Source organism: Salinibacterium sp. ZJ450 (assembly GCF_011751885.2).
Classification (GTDB): domain Bacteria; phylum Actinomycetota; class Actinomycetes; order Actinomycetales; family Microbacteriaceae; genus Ruicaihuangia.
In genome coordinates, this window is sequence record NZ_CP061771.1 from 2029254 (window position 1) to 2047260 (window position 18007).

Annotated in this window: 16 protein-coding genes; 7 read left to right on the plus strand and 9 right to left on the minus strand. The window is 67.8% G+C overall.

The window, feature by feature from the left end; translation table 11 throughout:
* The first annotated feature begins 231 nt into the window (after positions 1–231).
* The gene (locus HCT51_RS09685; RefSeq protein ID WP_166873276.1) at positions 232–510 is read left to right on the plus strand and encodes a DUF4031 domain-containing protein; all 279 of its coding nucleotides are present in this window, start codon (positions 232–234) and stop codon (positions 508–510) included.
* Positions 511–550: 40 nt separating this feature from the next.
* Here the strand turns inward: HCT51_RS09685 and HCT51_RS09690 are convergent, their stop codons facing one another.
* Positions 551–3055 (minus strand): Rne/Rng family ribonuclease, encoded by a 2505-nt coding sequence (locus tag HCT51_RS09690; RefSeq protein ID WP_166873279.1) that lies wholly within the window; start codon positions 3053–3055, stop codon positions 551–553.
* A 327-nt stretch (positions 3056–3382) separates the two neighbouring features.
* Between HCT51_RS09690 and HCT51_RS09695 the strand changes: the two genes are divergently transcribed.
* Together HCT51_RS09695 and HCT51_RS09700 are read left to right on the plus strand one after the other, a co-directional pair.
* Positions 3383–3982 carry a vitamin K epoxide reductase family protein gene (locus HCT51_RS09695; protein ID WP_166873282.1) on the plus strand — a complete coding sequence of 200 codons (600 nt, stop codon included), beginning with the start codon at positions 3383–3385 and terminating at the stop codon, positions 3980–3982.
* 125 nt (positions 3983–4107) lie between these two features.
* Entirely contained in the window at positions 4108–4656 is a 549-nt protein-coding gene (locus HCT51_RS09700) for a hypothetical protein (protein WP_166873285.1), read from the plus strand.
* Positions 4657–4718: 62 nt separating this feature from the next.
* Here the strand turns inward: HCT51_RS09700 and ndk are convergent, their stop codons facing one another.
* Genes ndk through ileS form a run of 4 tightly spaced genes read right to left on the minus strand, consistent with a single transcriptional unit; the run spans position 4719 to position 10226 of the window.
* A complete protein-coding gene (gene ndk / locus HCT51_RS09705) occupies positions 4719–5141 on the minus strand; it encodes a nucleoside-diphosphate kinase (RefSeq protein WP_166873288.1) in 423 nt (140 codons plus the stop codon).
* Positions 5141–5533: a DUF4233 domain-containing protein gene (locus HCT51_RS09710; RefSeq protein ID WP_224760427.1), complete on the minus strand. Its 393-nt coding sequence runs from the start codon at positions 5531–5533 to the stop codon at positions 5141–5143. The genes ndk and HCT51_RS09710 overlap by 1 nt, the downstream gene beginning before the upstream one ends.
* Complete coding sequence (locus HCT51_RS09715; protein WP_166873291.1) at positions 5530–6939, minus strand: bifunctional folylpolyglutamate synthase/dihydrofolate synthase; 1410 nt, start codon at positions 6937–6939, stop codon at positions 5530–5532. The genes HCT51_RS09710 and HCT51_RS09715 overlap by 4 nt, the downstream gene beginning before the upstream one ends.
* Positions 6936–10226, minus strand: coding sequence for an isoleucine--tRNA ligase (gene ileS / locus HCT51_RS09720; protein ID WP_166873293.1), 3291 nt, complete (start codon positions 10224–10226; stop codon positions 6936–6938). Before ileS ends, HCT51_RS09715 begins: the two co-directional genes overlap by 4 nt.
* 344 nt (positions 10227–10570) lie before the next feature.
* On the opposite strand from ileS, the gene HCT51_RS09725 reads away from it, so the two are divergent.
* A complete protein-coding gene (locus tag HCT51_RS09725) occupies positions 10571–10972 on the plus strand; it encodes a glyoxalase superfamily protein (protein WP_224760428.1) in 402 nt (133 codons plus the stop codon).
* 6 nt (positions 10973–10978) lie between these two features.
* Here the strand turns inward: HCT51_RS09725 and HCT51_RS09730 are convergent, their stop codons facing one another.
* Genes HCT51_RS09730 through HCT51_RS09745 form a run of 4 tightly spaced genes read right to left on the minus strand, consistent with a single transcriptional unit; the run spans position 10979 to position 15958 of the window.
* Complete coding sequence (locus HCT51_RS09730; RefSeq protein ID WP_166873297.1) at positions 10979–12532, minus strand: dipeptide ABC transporter ATP-binding protein; 1554 nt, start codon at positions 12530–12532, stop codon at positions 10979–10981.
* Positions 12529–13365 (minus strand): ABC transporter permease, encoded by an 837-nt coding sequence (locus HCT51_RS09735; protein WP_166873300.1) that lies wholly within the window; start codon positions 13363–13365, stop codon positions 12529–12531. The genes HCT51_RS09730 and HCT51_RS09735 overlap by 4 nt, the downstream gene beginning before the upstream one ends.
* On the minus strand, positions 13362–14312 hold the full coding sequence (locus HCT51_RS09740) for an ABC transporter permease (protein WP_166873303.1): 951 nt from the start codon (positions 14310–14312) through the stop codon (positions 13362–13364). Before HCT51_RS09740 ends, HCT51_RS09735 begins: the two co-directional genes overlap by 4 nt.
* Positions 14309–15958, minus strand: coding sequence for an ABC transporter substrate-binding protein (locus HCT51_RS09745; RefSeq protein WP_166873306.1), 1650 nt, complete (start codon positions 15956–15958; stop codon positions 14309–14311). Before HCT51_RS09745 ends, HCT51_RS09740 begins: the two co-directional genes overlap by 4 nt.
* A 118-nt stretch (positions 15959–16076) precedes the next feature.
* On the opposite strand from HCT51_RS09745, the gene HCT51_RS09750 reads away from it, so the two are divergent.
* Genes HCT51_RS09750 through HCT51_RS09760 form a run of 3 tightly spaced genes read left to right on the plus strand, consistent with a single transcriptional unit; the run spans position 16077 to position 17963 of the window.
* Positions 16077–16703, plus strand: a complete 627-nt coding sequence (locus HCT51_RS09750; RefSeq protein ID WP_166873308.1) for a TetR/AcrR family transcriptional regulator — start codon at positions 16077–16079, stop codon at positions 16701–16703.
* Positions 16704–16705: 2 nt separating this feature from the next.
* Positions 16706–17458, plus strand: coding sequence for a ZIP family metal transporter (locus HCT51_RS09755; RefSeq protein WP_166873312.1), 753 nt, complete (start codon positions 16706–16708; stop codon positions 17456–17458).
* Positions 17459–17465: 7 nt separating this feature from the next.
* On the plus strand, positions 17466–17963 hold the full coding sequence (locus tag HCT51_RS09760; protein ID WP_166873315.1) for a nitroreductase family deazaflavin-dependent oxidoreductase: 498 nt from the start codon (positions 17466–17468) through the stop codon (positions 17961–17963).
* The last annotated feature ends 44 nt before the right edge of the window (positions 17964–18007 follow it).

Below are 18007 nucleotides of genomic sequence, written 5' to 3' on the forward strand. Positions count from 1 at the left end.
CCCAGCGCACACCAACGGTCAAGAGTACTCGATGATGGCACCGCGGTCAAACCTCGCCTGAGGCTCCTGGGAGGGAGCGCCGACCGAAGCTACGCATGGCCGATGTCCGTCGTGGAACCAGCCTGCCAAGACTGTCTATGGTAGCAAAGCTCAGCGGGGTTTCCCGCACGATCCGGCGCCGTGTCGACGCCGCCACCTGAATTCGCCGACGCTTGCCTAGACTCGTGCAGCATGACCGTGCTCATCGATCCGCCGCGCTGGCCCGCCCACGACACTCTCTGGGCGCATCTGGTGAGCGACGCGTCACTGGATGAGCTGCACCGGTTCGCGCGCGCCGCGGGTATCCCCGAGCGCGCGTTCGACCACGACCATTACGACGTGCCGGCCGAGAAGTACGACGAGCTGGTGCGGCAGGGCGCCGTTCCGGTGAGCGGGCTTGACCTCGCCCGCCGGCTCGAGGCCAGCGGGCTGAGGGTCAAGCAGCGCGACAAGCGCCCCCGCCTGCGCTAGGTCCAGCCCTAGCTCAAGCGCGAGCGGGTGTCGTGCCGGTCTAGCCGATCGAGCCGGGCGCTCCGCCGGACGATGACGCCCGACGTGAGGTGCGGGTGCGGCCCTGCCCCGGCTGCTTCGGCTCGGGCAGCGACTCGAGCACCGAGCCCAGGATCTGCTCGGCGTCTGCCGTGCTGATCTTGCGTGACGGGCGCGACGCCTTCTTCACCGGAATGTCGAGGATGGCAACGGTGGCCTCGGCCGCCGCTACCTTCTCCGAGTCGCTCTTCGCGTCGTGCCGAGCGGTCTCGGCTATCGCTTCGAGCTGGGTCTGCTTGCCGGATGTCGCGGACTCGGCAGCCTCGGTCGGGTGCTGCACGGTGCTCGCGGCAATCTGAGCAAGCGCGTGGCGCACGTCCTCGGTGATCGCGTGGGTGCCGTTGCCGACTGCGGGTGCCTGCTGCTGGGCAGCCTGCTGGTTGCCGCCGCCGTTGCCACCGTTGCCCTTGCCACGCCGGCCGCGGCCGGATGACTCCTGCTGCTGCGGGGCGCGGTGCTTCAGCACGGGATCGTGGTGGATGATGATGCCGCGGCCGGCGCAGGTGTCGCACGGCTCGCTGAACGATTCGATCAGGCCAAGGCCGAGCTTCTTACGGGTCATCTGCACCAGGCCGAGCGAGGTGACCTCCGCCACCTGATGCTTGGTGCGGTCACGGCTTAGGCATTCCACCAGGCGGCGGAGCACCAGGTCGCGGTTCGTCTCGAGCACCATGTCGATGAAGTCGACCACGATGATTCCGCCGATGTCGCGCAACCGCAGCTGACGCACGATTTCTTCCGCGGCCTCCAGGTTGTTCTTGGTGACAGTCTCTTCCAGGTTGCCCCCGGATCCGACGAACTTGCCGGTGTTAACGTCCACGACCGTCATCGCCTCGGTGCGGTCGATCACGAGCGAGCCACCGCTCGGCAGCCAGACCTTGCGGTCGAGCGCCTTCTCGATCTGCTCGCTGATGCGGTACTCGTCGAAGGAGTCGCGCTCAGAGGTGTGCTTCTCGACCCGCTCGAGCAGGTCGGGCGCCACGGCACGCAGGTAGCCCTCGATGGTCTGACTCGCGTCATCCCCCTCGATGACCAGCTTGTGGAAGTCCTCGTTGAAGACGTCGCGCACGATCTTGACGAGCAGGTCCGGTTCGGAGTGCAGCATGGCGGGCCCGTTGACGGTTTCCACCTGACGGCTGATCTCGGCCCACTGGGCGGTCAGCCGGTTGACGTCCAGCGTGAGCTGCTCTTCGGTGGCACCCTCCGCGGCGGTGCGTACGATGACGCCGACGCCATCTGGCAGCACCTCTTTGAGGATCTTCTTCAGTCGGGTGCGCTCGGTGTCCGGGAGCTTGCGGCTGATGCCGCTCATCGAGCCGTTCGGCACGTACACGAGGTAGCGGCCGGGCAGCGAGACCTGACTGGTGAGCCGGGCGCCCTTGTGACCGATCGGGTCCTTGGTGACCTGCACGAGCACCTTGTCGCCGGGCTTCAGCGCCAGCTCGATGCGGCGGGCCTGGTTCTTGTTGTCGGCCTCCGCGGCGGCGGCATCCCAGTCAACCTCGCCGGAGTACAGCACGGCGTTGCGGCCGCGTCCGATGTCCACGAACGCGGCTTCCATGCTGGGCAGCACGTTCTGCACCCGGCCGAGGTAGACGTTGCCGATCAGTGAGGCATCCTGCGCCTTGGCCACGTAGTGCTCGACGAGCACTCCGTCTTCGAGCACGCCGATCTGGATGCGTCCGAACTTGGAACGCACCACCATGACCCGGTCGACGCTCTCGCGGCGGGCCAGGAACTCGGCTTCGGTGATGACCGGGCGGCGACGTCCGGCGTCACGCCCGTCACGGCGGCGCTGCTTCTTGGCCTCCAGGCGGGTGGAGCCCTTGATCTTCTGCGGTTCGGTGATCGGTTCGGGCTGCTTGCGCGGCTGTCGAACCCGAACCACGGTGCCAGGCTGGTCATCGCCGTCACGCGGTTCGTCGCCGCTGCGGCGGCGGCGCCGGCTGCGGGAGGATGACGGCTCGTCGTCCTCGTCGTCGACCTGCGGGGCGCGCGACGGGGCCTCGACGATGGGCGGCGGGGCGTGGAACAGCAGCGACGTGGTGCTGGTGGCGACGAGCGCCACCGGCTGGTCGAACGATTCAGCGGTGCTGGTCGCGGCGGCATCCGTCTGGACGGTGTTCGAAACGTCCGTGTCGCCGGCGTCGGCATCCGCTACCTCCGCAGCTGCGGTCGCCTTAGCGGCCCTCGCGGCGGGGGTGGTGGCGCGGCTGCGTCTGCGAGCGGCCGTCGCCGCAGGTGCGGCTTCGGGCTCGGCGACCGTGTCGACCGGTTCCGGCGCGCTCTCGACCGCGGTCTCCTCGATGGTCGTGGGCTCGACCGGAGTCGGCTCGACCGGGGTCTGGTCTACCGCGGGGGCCGATGGCTCAGGCACGGGCGCCGACTGCTCGGCAGTCTTGCGGCGTCCTCCGAACAACCGGGTCCGCTTTCTGGGGGTTTCGTCGTTTTTGTTGTTTTCCACCATTGCTGGTGCACTCCCTGCCCGGTGGCGATGACCGCGCACCACCCCGGGTACTCTTCTCGAGCGGGGTCCGCGTGAGCGACCGCCGCAAATCCATGTTGTGCAACTGTCGCGAGGCAACTTGCTCGCGATCCCCGTTGCGACGCTCTCTCACAGCGTCTCGGAACTCGCTATCCGACACGGCAGCGAATCCGTCGCTGCGTTCGTGGCCCGGTTTCGTGCCCGGTAAAGCCTTCTTTGGCGTCAGAGCGGGCGCGGGCCCATCTGACTATTCCAAATTATCGCACGCTTCGCTCAGATGCTGCATTTGCGCCATGCAATAATCCGTGCGTGACTCTCCCCCGACAGCAATCGAAACGTGTTGTCGGGGCGCTGCTCCTGATCGTGGCCGGAGCCGTGGGGCTGACGGCGTCGTTCATTCTGGTTCTGGAGCGAATCGAGCTGCTGCGAAACCCCCAGCAGTCTCTGAGCTGTGACTTCAACCCGTTCGTGTCGTGTGGTCCGGTGATCCAGAGCTGGCAGGGGTCGCTGTTCGGGTTCCCGAACCCGCTGATCGGGGTCGTGGCGTACGTCGCCCCGATCGCGGTCGGTGTCGGCATGCTGGCCGGTGCCCGGTTCGCGCGCTGGTTCTGGCAGCTGTTCCTGCTCGGCGTGTTCCTCGGCTGGGTGTTCATCATGTGGCTGTTCACGCAGGCCGTGTACAGCATCGGCACGCTGTGCGTGTACTGCATTGTGGTGTGGTGCGTCCAGATCCCGTTGTTTTGGGGACTGACCGTCTGGAGCATGCGCGAGGGGCACCTGGGCCGCGGGCTACGCCCGCTGGGCCGCAGCACGCTGCCGTTTACCTGGATGCTCGTGCTCGCGAATTACGCGGTGATCCTGTTCGCGATCCTCGCCCAGTTCCCGCTGCTGCTGACTTACCTGTTCTGACCCTCGCTTGGGCGCCCCTAGCTTCCGGGGCGCGCAGGTCGCGGCCGTTCCGGCTTGGATATGGGAAGTCACGCAGCTGAGGACTTATCGTGAAACCGAACTTCGAGCGTCCAGAAAGAGCGGCGATGCCCACACCGCAACACGCGTCGCACACGAAGCAGCAAGCAAGCCCGGCGCCCTCGGCGTTCATGCGCAGGATCGGCTTTGTCTCGCTAGCCGCAGTGATGGCGCTCGGCCTCGCCGCGTGCGCTGCGCCGGAGTCGGTCCCGCCATCACCGAACCCTGCCGCTGCCGAAGCCACGCCAGAGCCCGCAGAGCCGAAGGCTGGCGAGGCGGCCATCAGCGCGGCTCACGTCTGCGGACAGGTGACGACCCTGAGCACCATGGAAGGCAACGCTGTTCAAGGCGTGGCGCTCGGGGTGATCACTCCCGCTGAGTACGCCGAAACCATCGACGATGTGAAGGACGGTTTCCACCACGTACTGGTCGATGACAGTGACGTCGGCAAGGCGGTAACGGCAGCGTCGAACTACTTGAAGTCTGCGGAACGCACCGCAGCTGGAGAGTCGTACAACCCGAAAACCGGTGAATGGACGAATCTGCGATCCGCTATCGCCCAGGCGTGCCGGGCGGCAGGCTCCGACTTGACGGGGCTCAGCCTTTTCGGCGGGTGACGGCCCCCGGTGAAGTGTCCCACCGGGGCAGCCGCCTCACACCGCTCGGTTAGCGGAAGCTGTTAGGCCGAGGCGAACCAGAGGCCGAGTTCGCGCTCGGCCGATTCGGGTGAGTCGCTGCCGTGCACCAGGTTCTGCTGCACCTTGAGTCCCCAGTCCCGGCCGAGGTCACCGCGGATGGTACCGGGCGCGGCCGTGCTGGGATCCGTGGTGCCGGCGAGGCTGCGGAAGCCCTCGATCACCCGGTTGCCGGCGACACGGATCGCGACCGTCGGGCCCGACTCCATGAACTCGATCAGCGGCTCGTAGAAAGGCTTGCCCTCGTGCTCCTCGTAGTGTTTCGCCAGCAGGTCGCGGTCGGCCTGCACGAGCTTGATGTCCACGAGGCTGTACCCCTTCGCTTCGATGCGGCGCAGGATCTCGCCGGTGAGGCTGCGGGCCACACCATCGGGCTTGATGAGTACGAGTGTTTCTTCGACGGACATTACGCTCCTTCTTCTGTTGGCTGAGCTGCCTGCCACGACGCCTTCTGGGCGTCGATGCGCTGGCCTTTCACAAGGTAGTAGATGTACATGGCGGCAAACCCTGCGCCGATGAAGAACATCAGAGGTTCCAGGAAGCCGGTGGCGATCAGCACCACTTGCATGCCGACACCGGCATATTTGCCCCACGGATAGCGCAGCAGCCGGGTGGTGATGATCAGCAGCAGAATGACCGCGGCTCCGCCGATGAACGCGGCGGCCGGAGGCACCCGCTGCAGGCCGAAGATGACAAGGGCGGCGAAGAAGACGAGGAACATCTCCAGGCCGAGCACGATCGACAGCAGCGTTTCGGTCACCGACCGCTGCCGGCGCACGCGCGGGGTGCGCTCACTCACTGCATCCACCGTTCGTCCTCGGCGAGGCTGATGACATCGGCCACCAGCGTGATCGACCCGGCCACCAGCACCGCACCCTTCACGGTTTCGCTGGCGTACTGTCGCGCCTCATCCATAGCGGCCGCCAGCTGCGGCTCCACCCGAACCCGGTCGGGACCGGCGACGGCGGCGACGATTGCGGCGAGGTCATCGGCATTCAACGCCCGCGATGAATCGGACTGGGTCACGATGAACTCGTCGACCACGGAGTCGAGTGCCTCGATGATGCCGCGGGCGTCCTTGTCCTCGAGCACGCCGACCACGCACGCCACCCGGTCGAAGGTGAAGTATGTGGTGACCGCCGCGGCCAGCGCGGCAGCGCCGTGCGGGTTGTGCGCGGCGTCCACCAATACGGTCGGCGCGGTGCCGACGACCTGCAGCCGACCGGGTGACGTGGCGGTGGCCAGCCCCTCGGCCAACGCGTCGGAATCGAGCGCCTGTTCCCCGTTGCCGAGGAATGACTCGACCGCGGCGATCGCGAGGGTGGCGTTCTGCGCCTGATGGTCACCGAACAGCGGCAGGAACAGGTCTTCGTAGCGTCCGGCCCGGCCGCGCACGGTGATCACCTGACCGCCGACCGCGACCGTGTTGGACTCCAGGGCGAAGTCGGTTGCGTCCACGGCGAGGCTCGCCTCGTTCAGCTCGGCGGCGAGCCGCAGCTCGGTCAGTGCCTCCGGCAGCTGCAGCGCCGATACGACGCTCGCCGCCGGCTTGATGATGCCCGCCTTGGTCCTGGCGATCTCGGTGATCGTGCTGCCCAGCCTGCGGGTGTGGTCGAGCGCGATGGGGGTGAACACGGCCACCTGACCATCGGCGACGTTGGTGGAATCCCACTGCCCGCCCATGCCGACCTCGATCACCGCGACATCCACCGGGGCGTCGGCAAAGATCGCGAACGCGAGCACGGTGAGCGCCTCGAAGTAGGTCAGCGGCACGTCACCGTTGGCGGTGAGCTCGGCGTCGACCATCAACAGGTAGGGCTGGATGTCGTTCCAGTTCTCCACCAACGCGGCGTTCGAGACCGGGGCGCCGTCCAACTCGATCCGCTCGTTCAGCCGGCGCAGGTGCGGGCTGGTCATCAGCCCGGTGCGCAGACCATAGGCCCGCAGGATGCTCTCCACCATCCGGCTGGTCGACGTCTTGCCGTTGGTGCCGGTGATGTGCACCACCGAGAAGGCGCGCTGCGGGTCTCCGAGCAGGTCGACCGCTCGCCGGGTGGCCTCCAGCCGCGGCTGCGGGGCGGATTCACCGACCCGATCGAGCAGAGCGTCGATCACCCGGTCTGCGGCGTCCTGGTATTCCATGTCGTCGAATGCGGCGTCGTCGAAGGCGCCGGAATCGTCGAAGGTGTCATCTTTCTTGCTCATGCGCGCTCCACCGTCACCGTCACGGTCGAACCAGAACCGACCGTTGTTGTTCCATTCTCCGCCTGGACCGCGTCCAGGCTGGTGGCGAGAGTTTCGCCGGCGATCAGGTCGCGGTATTCCTCGATGGTCTCGACCGCGTCGGTGGCCAGGGTCAGCCGGATGCGGTCGGTCACGTCGAGATCGGCCTGCTTGCGGGCCTGCTGCACCGCACGGATCACGTCGCGAGCCAGGCCTTCGCCCTCGAGCTCAGGAGTGGTCACGGTGTCAAGCAGCACGAATCCGCCCCCGGGCAGGAAGGTGATCGCGTTGGAGTCGTCGTCAGACTGCAGGTCCAGCTCGAACTCCGCCGGCAGCAGCTGCACGCCATCCACAACCACAGTGTCGCCGTCCTGTTCCCAGAAGCCCTGCTTGGCGGCGGCGATCACTCGCTGCACCTCCTTGCCAATGCGCGGGCCGGCCGCTCGGGCGTTCACGGTGAGTTTGCGGGTGATACCGAAGTCGGCGAGGCTGCCCTCGACCAGTTGCGTGAACTGCACCGCCTTGACGTTCAGTTCGTCCTTCAGGATGTCGCCGAACTCGGCCAGGCGGTCGCCGTCATCGCTCACGATGGTGAGCTCCGCGAGCGGCAGTCGCACCCGCAGGCTCTTCGCCTTACGCAGGGCAAGGCCGGCGGACGCGATCTCGCGCACCCGGTCCATCGTGGTGACCAGAGTGTCGTCGGCGGGGAACGCCTCAGGGTCTGGCCAGTTCTCCAGGTGCACGCTGCGGCCACCGGTGAGTCCGCGCCAGATCTCCTCACCGACCAGCGGCATCAACGGGGCCGCGACCCGCACCACGGTCTCCAGCACCGTGTACAGGGTGTCGAAGGCGTCTTCCCAGCCGTCTCCGGCGGCATCGCCGGCCCAGAAGCGATCGCGGCTGCGACGCACGTACCAGTTGGTGAGCACGTCGGCGAAGTCGCGCAGCTTGGCGGCGGCCATCGGCGAGTCGAACGACTCCAGGTCGTGGGTGACGTCGCTGATCAGGGTGCGCGCCTTGGCCAGCAGGTAGCGGTCCAGGATGTCGCTGGAGTCGGTGCGCCACTGGGCGGTGTACCCCGCAGCGGTCTCTCCGCCCTCGTCATCGCTTGCTGCCGGGACGGCCGCGTTGGCGTACAGGGTGAAGAAGTAGTAGGTGCTCCACAGTGGAAGCATCATCTGCCGCACGCCCTCGCGGATGCCCTCCTCGGTGACCATCAGGTTGCCGCCGCGGATGACCGAACTGGACATCAGGAACCAGCGCATGGCGTCGGCCCCGTCGCGGTCGAGCACCTCCGAGACATCCGGATAATTGCGCAACGACTTCGACATCTTCTGGCCATCGTTGCCGAGCACAACGCCGTGGCTGAGCACATTGCTGAACGCCGGACGGTCGAACAGGGCGGTGCTCAGCACGTGCATGGTGTAGAACCAGCCGCGGGTCTGGCCGATGTACTCCACGATGAAGTCGGCGGGGTTGCGCGAGTCGAACCACTCCGCGTTCTCGAACGGGTAGTGCACCTGGGCGTACGGCATCGATCCGGAGTCGAACCAGACGTCGAGCACGTCCTCGATGCGTCGCATCGTGGACTTGCCGGTGGGGTCGTCGGGGTTCGGCCGGGTGAGGTGGTCGATGTACGGGCGGTGCAGGTCGGGTTCGCCGTCGCCGTTCAGCGGCAGGGTGCCGAAGTCGCGCTGCAGTTCCTCGAGCGAGCCGTACACGTCGATGCGCGGGTAGTCCGGGTCATCGCTCTTCCAGATCGGGATCGGCGATCCCCAGTAGCGGTTGCGGGAGATCGACCAGTCGCGGGCGCCGGCGATCCACTTTCCGAACTGGCCGTGCTTGACGTTCTCCGGAACCCAGGTGATGTCCTCATTCAGCTCGACCATGCGGTCGCGGAACTCGGGAACCTTGACGAACCAGCTGGAGACCGCCTTGTAGATCAGCGGTTCGCGGCAGCGCCAGCAGTGCGGGTAGCTGTGCTCGTAGCTGGCGACCTTGAGTAGGCGGCCGTCCTCGCGGAGGAGGTTCGTGAGCGGCTTGTTCGCCTCGAACACGTGCAGACCCGCCACCGGCGCAACCTGCGGCAGGAACTTGGCGCCTTCGTCCACCGACAGGATCACCGGGATGCCGACGGCTCCGGTGACCAGCTGGTCGTCCTCACCGAAGGCGGGAGCCTGGTGCACGATGCCGGTGCCCTCACCGGTGGCGACGTAGTCGGCGACGAGGATCTGCCAGGCGTTCTCGGTGCCCCACGTCTCGACATCCGCGTAGAAATCCCAGAGCCGGTCGTAGTGCACACCGGCGAGCTCGGCGCCGGTGACGGTCTTCGAGATCGCGGCGCGGGCGGCGTCGGATGTCTCGTAGCCGAGCTCCTTGAAGTATGAGCTGATCGTGTCGGCGGCGAGCAGGTAGTCGGCGACGCCCTGCTCTGCGCCGTCGCCTGCACCGTTCGGTCCGCTCGGCAGCACCGCGTACTCGATCGCAGGCCCCACGGCGAGGGCGAAGTTGGTGGGCAGCGTCCACGGCGTGGTGGTCCAGGCCAGGGCGCGCACCGCGGTGAGGCCGAGGGCTTCGGCCTTCGGCCCGACCAGCGGGAAGGTCACCGTGACGGTCTGGTCCTGCCTCGGCTTGTAGACGTCGTCGTCCATCCGCAGTTCGTGGTTCGACAGCGGGGTCTGGTCGTTCCAGCAGTACGGCAGTACCCGGAAGCCCTCGTAGGCGAGGCCCTTGTCGTAGAGCCGCTTGAACGCCCAGATCACGCTCTCCATGAACGAGATGTCGAGCGTCTTGTAGTCGTTCTCGAAGTCGACCCAGCGCGCCTGCCGGGTGACGTACGCCTGCCATTCCTTGGTGTAGCGCAGCACCGATTCGCGGGCCGACTGATTGAAGGCGTCGACGCCCATCTCTTCGATCTGGCTCTTCTCGGTGATGCCGAGCTGCCGCATCGCCTCAAGCTCGGCGGGAAGACCGTGGGTGTCCCAGCCGAATCGGCGCTGCACCTGCTTGCCGCGCATGGTCTGGAAGCGCGGGAACAGGTCTTTGGCGTAGCCGGTCAGCAGGTGGCCGTAATGCGGCAGGCCGTTGGCGAAGGGCGGGCCGTCGTAGAAGACCCACTCCGGCTGGCCCTGCCGCTGGTCGATCGACGCCTGGAAGGTGGCGTCGTCTTTCCAGAACGCGAGGATGCGTTCCTCAATCGCGGGAAAGCTAGGGCTGGGCGTGACGCCGTCAGGGTCGGAGCTTTCGCGGCGGTTGCGGGGGTAAGTCATGGGTCTCCTGGCAGGATCTTCATCTGCACGAGGACGCTGCCGGGTCTCACCCTGCAGCGCGGTACCACCCCGTTTGTCATCCGAAGGATGACCGCTTATTCCTTGGCGATGACGGGCCAGCCCCGTTCGGTTCTACCGGGCGGGAATCTTGCGATTCCCACCGTTCTTCCGAAGACTCCCCGGTGATGGCCGGATCGGTGTCGTTGCGTCCAGAATACAGGCTTGAGCCGCGCCGGCGGGTTCCGAGGCCGTGGCCACGGGTTTCTCGACATGGCTTCTCCCCCGCAGACGATCTGTCTACGCTGGCCAGACCGAGCTGGGCAGAGCGAGCGAAGGGCGACGCAGTGGGCGACACCATGGGCGACAAGGGCGACAAACAGGGCACCGTGATGAGAGCCGGCATCCCGGTGCTGCGCATCCTGTCTATCGAGCAGGCGCACGAGTTCTATCTCGGGTTCCTCGGCTTCTCCGTGGACTGGGAGCACCACTTCGAGCCAGGGCTGCCGCTCTACTCGCAGATTTCGCGGTCTGGCCTGGTGCTGCACCTGTCGGAGCATCGCGGTGACGGAACGCCAGGGGCCGTGGTGTGGGCGGCGGTGGACGACGTCAGCGCGCTGCGCACAGAGCTGAGCCAGAAACGGTACTCCGGCACGCTTGCCGACATCGACGCCGGTGCCCCGGGCGGGCCCACCCTCGAGCTGACCGACCCGTTCGGCAACGTGCTGCGGTTCTGCCAGCCGGCCTGATGCCGCTCAGCCGGCGATCGCCGGCACCGACTCCAGCAGCTGCATGGTGAACGGATGCTGCGGCCTGGTGAGCACGCGGGTGGCGGTGCCCTGTTCGATCACGGCGCCGTCCTTCATGACCAGGATGTCGTCGCTCATCTGCCGGATCACCGCGAGGTCGTGCGAGATGAACACCATCGAGAGTCCGAGGGCGCGTTGCAGGTCGCTCAGCAGGGCGAGCACCTGGGCCTGGATCGACACGTCGAGCGCGGACACCGGCTCGTCGCAGATCAGGATGTCGGGCCGCCGAGCCAGCGCGCGGGCGATCGCCACGCGTTGCCGTTGCCCGCCGGACAGCTGGTGCGGGCGTCGTCGCCGGAACTCGTCGGTCAGCCCCACCTGGCCGAGCAGTTCGCTGACCCGAGCAGCGCGATCGGCGCGTGGCGTGTCGGTCAGGGCCACCGCCTCGCCGATGATCGAGTGCACGGTGTGCCGCGGGTCGAGGGCGCCGAATGGGTTCTGATCGATCAGCTGGATGCGTCCGCGCATCGGGCGCCGCCGCGACTCGGGCAGCGCCGACCACGGCTGGTCGCCGAGCACAACCTCACCGGCATCCGGGCGCTGCAGCCCCAGCAGCAGGTGCGCCACGGTGCTCTTCCCGGAGCCGGACTCCCCGACGATGCCGATCGTGCTGCCGGCGCGCAGTTCGAACGACACGTCGTCGACCGCGCGGAACGTGCTGCGATCGGGACGGCGATACGTCTTGACCAGGTTGTGCGCGGCCAGCACGACGTCGATGCTCTCAATGTCGGTCGCGGTGCGCGGGCCGGGCACGGCGTCGATCAGCATGCGAGTGTACGGATGCCGCGGCGCCTCGAGCACGTCGCCGGCGCCTTCCTCGACAATCTGGCCGTCCTTCATCACGGCGATGCGGTCGGCAAGTCGGGCGACGACGCCCAGGTCGTGACTGACCAGCAGCAGGGCCAGCCCGGCGGCCTTCAACTCGGCGAGCAGGTCGAGGATCTGCGCCTGCACGGTCGCGTCGAGCGCGGTGGTGGGTTCGTCGGCGATCAGCAGGCTGGGCGATCCGGCGAGGGCGGACGCAATCAACGCGCGTTGGCGCAGGCCGCCCGACAGCTCGTGCGGGTACTGCTTGGCCCGCTGCTCGGGGTCGGGCACCGCGACATCCGTCAGCAATTGAAGCACCCGGCCGGCCGTGTCACCGCTGCGGGGCTCGTGCACCTCGATGGCCTCGGCCACCTCGCGCCCGACCCGGCGCAGCGGGTCGAGCGAGACGAGGGCGTCCTGGCTGACCAGGCCAACCCGGTTGCCGCGGATGCCGCGCCAGTCGCGGTCGCCGAAGCCGGCGGTGTCGTGGCCGGCGACCACCAGTTGGTCGGCGCTCACGCGTGCGGTGGGCGGGGTGAGTCCGAGCAGGGCACGGGCGGTCATGGTCTTGCCGGAGCCGGATTCGCCGACGAGGGCGAGGCACTCCCCCGGAGCAATGTCGAAGGACACCCCGCGCACCGCCTCGGTCGCGCCGAAGGCGACCCGCAGGTTCCGCACCGAGACGAAGGTCATGAGGTGCCCCGCTGCCTGAGGTAGCGGCCGACGGTGCTGGTGGCGATCACGGTGGCGGTGATCGCCAGGCCGGGGAACACGGCGATCCACCAGGCGGTGGCCAGGAAGTTGCGGCCGTCGGAGAGGATCAGCCCCCACTCTGGTGTCGGCGGTTTCGGTCCCATGCCGAGGAAGCTGAGCCCTGCGGCCGAGACGATCGCCGTGCCGACGCCGATGGTGGCCATCACCAGCAGCGGGCCGAGCGTGTTGGGCATGATGTGTCGCAGGGTTGTGCGCCAGGGCGGCACGCCGAGCGCGATGGCGGCACGCACATAGCCGGTGCGGCGCACCACCATGGTCTGACCGCGGGCGATCCGGGCGTATGCGGGAATGGCCGCGATCGACACCGCGATCAGCAGGCTGGTCTCGCCCGGGCCCACCACGGCGATCACGACGAGGGCGAGCAGGAACTCGGGAAACGCCATCACGATCTCGATGATCCGCGACAGCACGGTGTCGACGGCGCGCGGCGCCATCCCCGACAGCACCCCGATGATCAGCCCGCAGACCAGCGCGATCAGCGTGGCACCGAACCCGACCAGCAGCGAATAGCGGGCGCCATACACGACCCGGGCGAATACGTCGCGGCCGGCCTGATCGGTGCCGAACCAGTGCTCGGCGCTTGGCGCCTGCAGGGAGTTGGCGACATCCGCCCGTATGGGGTCATACATGGTGAACAGGCCCGGCGCGATGGCTGAGGCGATCAGCAGCACCAGGAACAGGGCGGCTGCGACGACGCCGATGGGCGCGGCTCGCCAGCTGGCGGCCTGTCGAGTGGCGGTGAGGGTGCTCATGCGGTCACCGCCGTGCGCAGTCGAGGGTCGATGCGTTCGGTGAGCAGGTCGACGATGAGGTTGGTGACGGCGAACACGATCGCCGCGAGCACGATGATGCCGAGCACGACCGGGATGTCGCGGCCGAGGATCGCCCGCACCGCCACACCGCCGAGTCCCTGTCTGGCGAACACGGTCTCGACCAGGACGGCGCCGCCGAGCAGTGAACCGACCAGGTACCCGGTCAGGGTGATGGTGTCACCGGCCGCGTGGCGGAGTGTGTGCCGCGCCACCAGCCGGCGGTGGCCGATGCCGCGAGCCCGGGCGGTGGTGGCGAAGGGCTGTTCTGCGGCCTGGTCCAGGCCCTGCCGCAGCACCTGGCTGATGATGCCGGCGATCGGCAGGGCGAGGGTGAGGGCGGGCAGCACCAGCGACGCGAACCCCTCGGACGAGGCCGACGGAAACCACTGCAGTTGGTAGGCGAAGACGGCGAGCAGCACGAGGCCCACCCAGAAGGTGGGCGATGAGACGACGAACAACTCCAGCAGCGAGATCACCGAGCGGGAGCCCTTGCCGCGCGCCAGCAGCGCGGCGGCGGCGGCGAGCAGCAGGGCGAACACCAGCGCGAGCGAGGTCAGTTGCAGGGTGGGCAGCACCTGGCCGCCGATCACCTCGGTGATCGGCTGGCGCAGCTGGTATGACTCCAGATCACCGGTGATCAGCTGGCCGAAATAGGCGAAGTACTGCACGATCGGCGACTGGTCGAGCCCCCAGTCGGCGCGGATCTGGTCGCGCACGGATTCGCTGACTCGGGCGTTGACGCCGAGCATCACGTCGACCGGGTCGCCGGGGATCAGCCGGAGCGCGATGAAGCCGGCGGTGGCTGCTCCCCAGACCACCAGGAGCATGCCACCGAGGCGCCCGAGCACCCGCAACGTCACCGCGCGGGTGCCCGAGAGCGCGTTCATTCGCTGACGGTCGCCCCGTAGAAGGAGGCGCGCCCGTACAGGTCGAAGCTGAGGCCTTCGACGGCCTTGCTGGCGACGGTGATCTCGCTCGGCACGTACAGCGGCACGATGAGCACCTGTTCGTTGTTCCACTGCTGCACCTGCTGGTACAGCGACTCCCGCTCGGCCGGGTCGGTGGTGGCGACCGCGTCATCGAGCAGGTTGTCGATCTCGGGCTTGCTCACGGTTGACGCGTTCTGGAAGCCGCCGGTGTGCAGGTGGCTCCGCAGCACGTCGGCGTCCGGGCCAGAGAAGCCCCAGTCGGTGAGGTCGAAGGTGCGCGGGCCGTAGAGCTCGTTGTACTGAGCCGGCTCGACAACGTCGCGAACGACCTCGAAGCCGATGTCGCGCAGATCGGACTGGATAACGTCGGCGAGGCTCGCCTTGTCGTCGGCGACCGGAGTCCAGGCGATCCACTGGACGCTCAGCCGCTGGCCGTCCTTGACGCGGTAGCCCTCGGAGTCGCGTTCGGTCCAGCCGGCCTGATCGAGCAGCGCGCCGGCGGCGTCCGGGTCGTACGGCCAGGAGCCCTCGAGTGACGGGTCGTAGGAGTTCGGGGTGGTCGGCGCGAGGATGCTCCACGCCCGGTCGAACTGGCCGAAATAGATGTTCTCGATCGCCGTGTCCAGGTCGAAGCCGATGCGGAACGCCTGGCGAACCAGCGGGTCGGCGAAGACGCCGTTGGCCTCGTTGATGTACAGCGAGTACGGGATACCCGGAAGCTCCACCGTGGTGGTGTCGAACCCGTCGCCGACCTGCTCGGTCATGCTCGGGGTGATGTCGGCCGCGACATCCACTTCTCCGCTGGTCAGCGCGCCGAGGCGGGATGAGGTTTCCGGCAGAATGCGGATCACCAGACGGTCGGATGCCGCGGTGCCGGTGTGCTCCGAGCCTTCGGCCGGCCAGTTGTAGTCGGGGTTCGCCTCGAAGACGAGTTCCTGGTCAGGGGTGTATTCGGTGAGGATGAACGGGCCGGTTCCGACCGTCACGTCCGGGCCGCCGGCCCGCAGTGTGTCGGCGGACTCGGCGAGCACCTTGGGCGAGTAGAAGCCCAACTGCGGAAGGCTGACGCCCTGCAGGAACGGTGCGTAGGGCTGGCTGAAGTTGACCTGCACGGTGAACTCGTCGACCACCTGGGTGTCGACGTAGTAGCCGCCCTCTTCGGCGTAGCCGATCAGGCTGGCGGCCTGGGCGGAGGCGGTCTCCGGGTCGACGACGTGGTCGAAGTTCGCCTTCACCGCTTCGGCGTTGAACGGTTCGCCGTCGTGGAACGTGACGTCCTCGCGCAGTGTGAAGGTGTACTGCAGCTGGTCGTCGGAGACCTCCCACGACTTCGCCAGCCAGGGCGCGAAGGTGCCGTCCTCGTTCTGCGCCACCAGGGAGTCGAACGAGTTGCGGAGCACGAGCGAGCTGACGTCCAGTTGCGTGGAGTGGATGTCCATGTGGCCGCTACCGAGGTTTGCGCCCTCGATGCCGAAGGTGATGGTGCGCGAGTCACTGCCTGCGCCGACGCTTCCTCCGGCGGCGCAGCCGGAAAGGAGCAGCGCCGCGGCGGTGACGGCGGCGAGGGTCGCGACGCGCGACGATCGGGAACGGAGAATGGGCATGCCTGTGGTTCTCTCTGTGAAGGGAAGGGGTCGACAACGACCTCCTCCATCCTAGCTTTGTTGGACTCAGTACAATAAACCGCATCGACCACCTTTGGTCAGACTTGTTGGAGGATTCGTGAACGCACGGTCGACCGCCCGCGGGCGTCCACGCGCGATCTCGCGGGCGATGCTGCAGGAGGCTGCGTTCGAGTTGTTCCTCGAGCTCGGCTACGACGGCACCACGGTGAACGAGATTACCCAGCGGGCCGGGGTGAGCCGGGGCACGTTCTTCAACAATTTCGCCGCGAAGAGCGACGTGTTCTGGGTCGACCTGGACGACAGCATCGATGCGCTGGCGGATGCGCTCGGGCAGGTGCCGGCGACATCCGTCCCGGATGCGGTGGCGGTGGTGGCGAACACCCTCGTGCATCTGGGACGTGGGTACGGCGCTGCGCGCGTGCCGTGGGCGCTGACCCAGAGCGAGTTCATCGGCGCGGAACAGGAGCTGCAGGCATCCGCGCTCAGTCGTTTCGTGCGATTGACGTCGGTGGTCACGCGATTCATCAGGCGGCAGCATCCGGATGTCGCGGAGTTGCGTGCCCGAACCGCTGCGTACGCGATGGCCGGCGCCGTGGTGGCGGCCGCCCAGGAGTGGGCGGCGGCGGGCAGCACGCGCGGCGACCTCGCCTCGTACCTGCAGTCGGCGCTGGATCCGGTGGTCGCGGGCTTCGGCCTCGGTGTGCACGGCATCGGGCCAGACTAATCGTGGCTGACGCACTGCTGGCCGGCGGGATCGGGCTGGCCGCCGGCTGCATGCTGGTGGTGGGGGCGCTCATTGGATGGTTCGTGCGCGTGCCGCAGCCGGTGGTCGCCGGCGTCATGGCGTTCGGGGCGGGGGTGTTCATCTCGACGCTCGCGTTCGAACTGGTCGAGGAGGCGAACCGAGCTGGCGGCCTGTTCGCCACCGTCGCCGGATTCCTGGTGGGCGCGGTGGTGTACGTGGCTGCCGACACGATGCTGTCCCGGCGCGGTGCCCGCCATCGCATGCATCATGGCGATCGGCAGACCGCGGAGAGTGAGAAACCCGGCAGCGGTCGTGCCATCGCCATCGGGGCACTGCTCGACGGCGTCCCGGAGTCGATCGTGCTCGGGGTGAGTGTCGCGGCAGGAGCCACGTTCAGCGTGCCGATCTTCGTCGCGATCGCGGTCTCCAATCTGCCCGAGGGGCTCTCGAGCAGCTCCGGCATGAAGGCGTCGAAGCGCAGCGCCGCGTACGTGTTCGGGGTGTGGGGCGGAATCGCGCTCGCATCCGGCGTCGCGGCACTTGTCGGCTTTCTGCTGTTCGCGGATGCCTCCGGCTCGACCGTCGCGTTCGTGACCACGATCGCGGCAGGGGCCATCCTCGCGATGCTGACCAACACGATGATCCCGGAGGCCTTCGAGGGAGACCACACCCTCACCGGACTGGTAGCCACCATCGGCTTTCTCGCGGCGTTCGTGCTGCACGATCTGGGATGATCCGGGTATGCCTACCGCGACCCAGGTTGCGCGAGCAACGATCGCCCCGCTGACCCGCACCCGCCTGTTCCGGTTGCTCGCCCCGAAGGCGCTGCCACCGATGGAGCGGGCGGTCGGCGCGCTCAGCCGTGGCAGGGTGCAGCTGAGCAGCCTGCTGGTGCCGTCGCTGGTGTTGCATTCGCGTGGGGCGAAGTCGGGCATCGAACGGGACACGGTGCTGATGTACTGCCCCGATGGCCGCGGCCGCGCGATTGTGGCCGGCACCAGCTTCGCGAGGGAGCGGCATCCGGCCTGGAGCTACAACCTGCTGTCGCATCCGGATGCCGCCATTACCGTGCGTGGCCGGCGGATGCCGGTGCACGCCGCCCTGCTCGGCGGTCAGGAGCGCGAGGCGGCCTGGCTGCTGCTCGAGCGGCAGTGGCCTGGTTATCGGGGCTACGAGCGGCAGTCCGGACGCACCATTCGGCTGTTTCGACTGAAGCCGGTGGCCGCCGACGGTCGGTAGCCGCGACCCGCGACTCGGACGGCGGTCCGTTCGCGGTTCGATAC

Excerpts from the sequence above, each read along its gene's own strand:
- HCT51_RS09730 (WP_166873297.1), bottom strand. The coding sequence starts at position 12,532 with ATGACCTTCGTCTCGGTGCGGAACCTGCGGGTCGCCTTCGGCGCGACC.
- HCT51_RS09715 (WP_166873291.1), bottom strand. The coding sequence starts at position 6,939 with ATGAGCAAGAAAGATGACACCTTCGACGATTCCGGCGCCTTCGACGAC.
- HCT51_RS09700 (WP_166873285.1), top strand. The coding sequence starts at position 4,108 with ATGCCCACACCGCAACACGCGTCGCACACGAAGCAGCAAGCAAGCCCG.
- HCT51_RS09745 (WP_166873306.1), bottom strand. The coding sequence starts at position 15,958 with ATGCCCATTCTCCGTTCCCGATCGTCGCGCGTCGCGACCCTCGCCGCC.
- ndk (WP_166873288.1), bottom strand. The coding sequence starts at position 5,141 with ATGTCCGTCGAAGAAACACTCGTACTCATCAAGCCCGATGGTGTGGCC.
- HCT51_RS09740 (WP_166873303.1), bottom strand. The coding sequence starts at position 14,312 with ATGAACGCGCTCTCGGGCACCCGCGCGGTGACGTTGCGGGTGCTCGGG.
- ileS (WP_166873293.1), bottom strand. The coding sequence starts at position 10,226 with ATGACTTACCCCCGCAACCGCCGCGAAAGCTCCGACCCTGACGGCGTC.
- HCT51_RS09685 (WP_166873276.1), top strand. The coding sequence starts at position 232 with ATGACCGTGCTCATCGATCCGCCGCGCTGGCCCGCCCACGACACTCTC.
- HCT51_RS09690 (WP_166873279.1), bottom strand. The coding sequence starts at position 3,055 with ATGGTGGAAAACAACAAAAACGACGAAACCCCCAGAAAGCGGACCCGG.
- HCT51_RS09760 (WP_166873315.1), top strand. The coding sequence starts at position 17,466 with ATGCCTACCGCGACCCAGGTTGCGCGAGCAACGATCGCCCCGCTGACC.
- HCT51_RS09735 (WP_166873300.1), bottom strand. The coding sequence starts at position 13,365 with ATGAGCACCCTCACCGCCACTCGACAGGCCGCCAGCTGGCGAGCCGCG.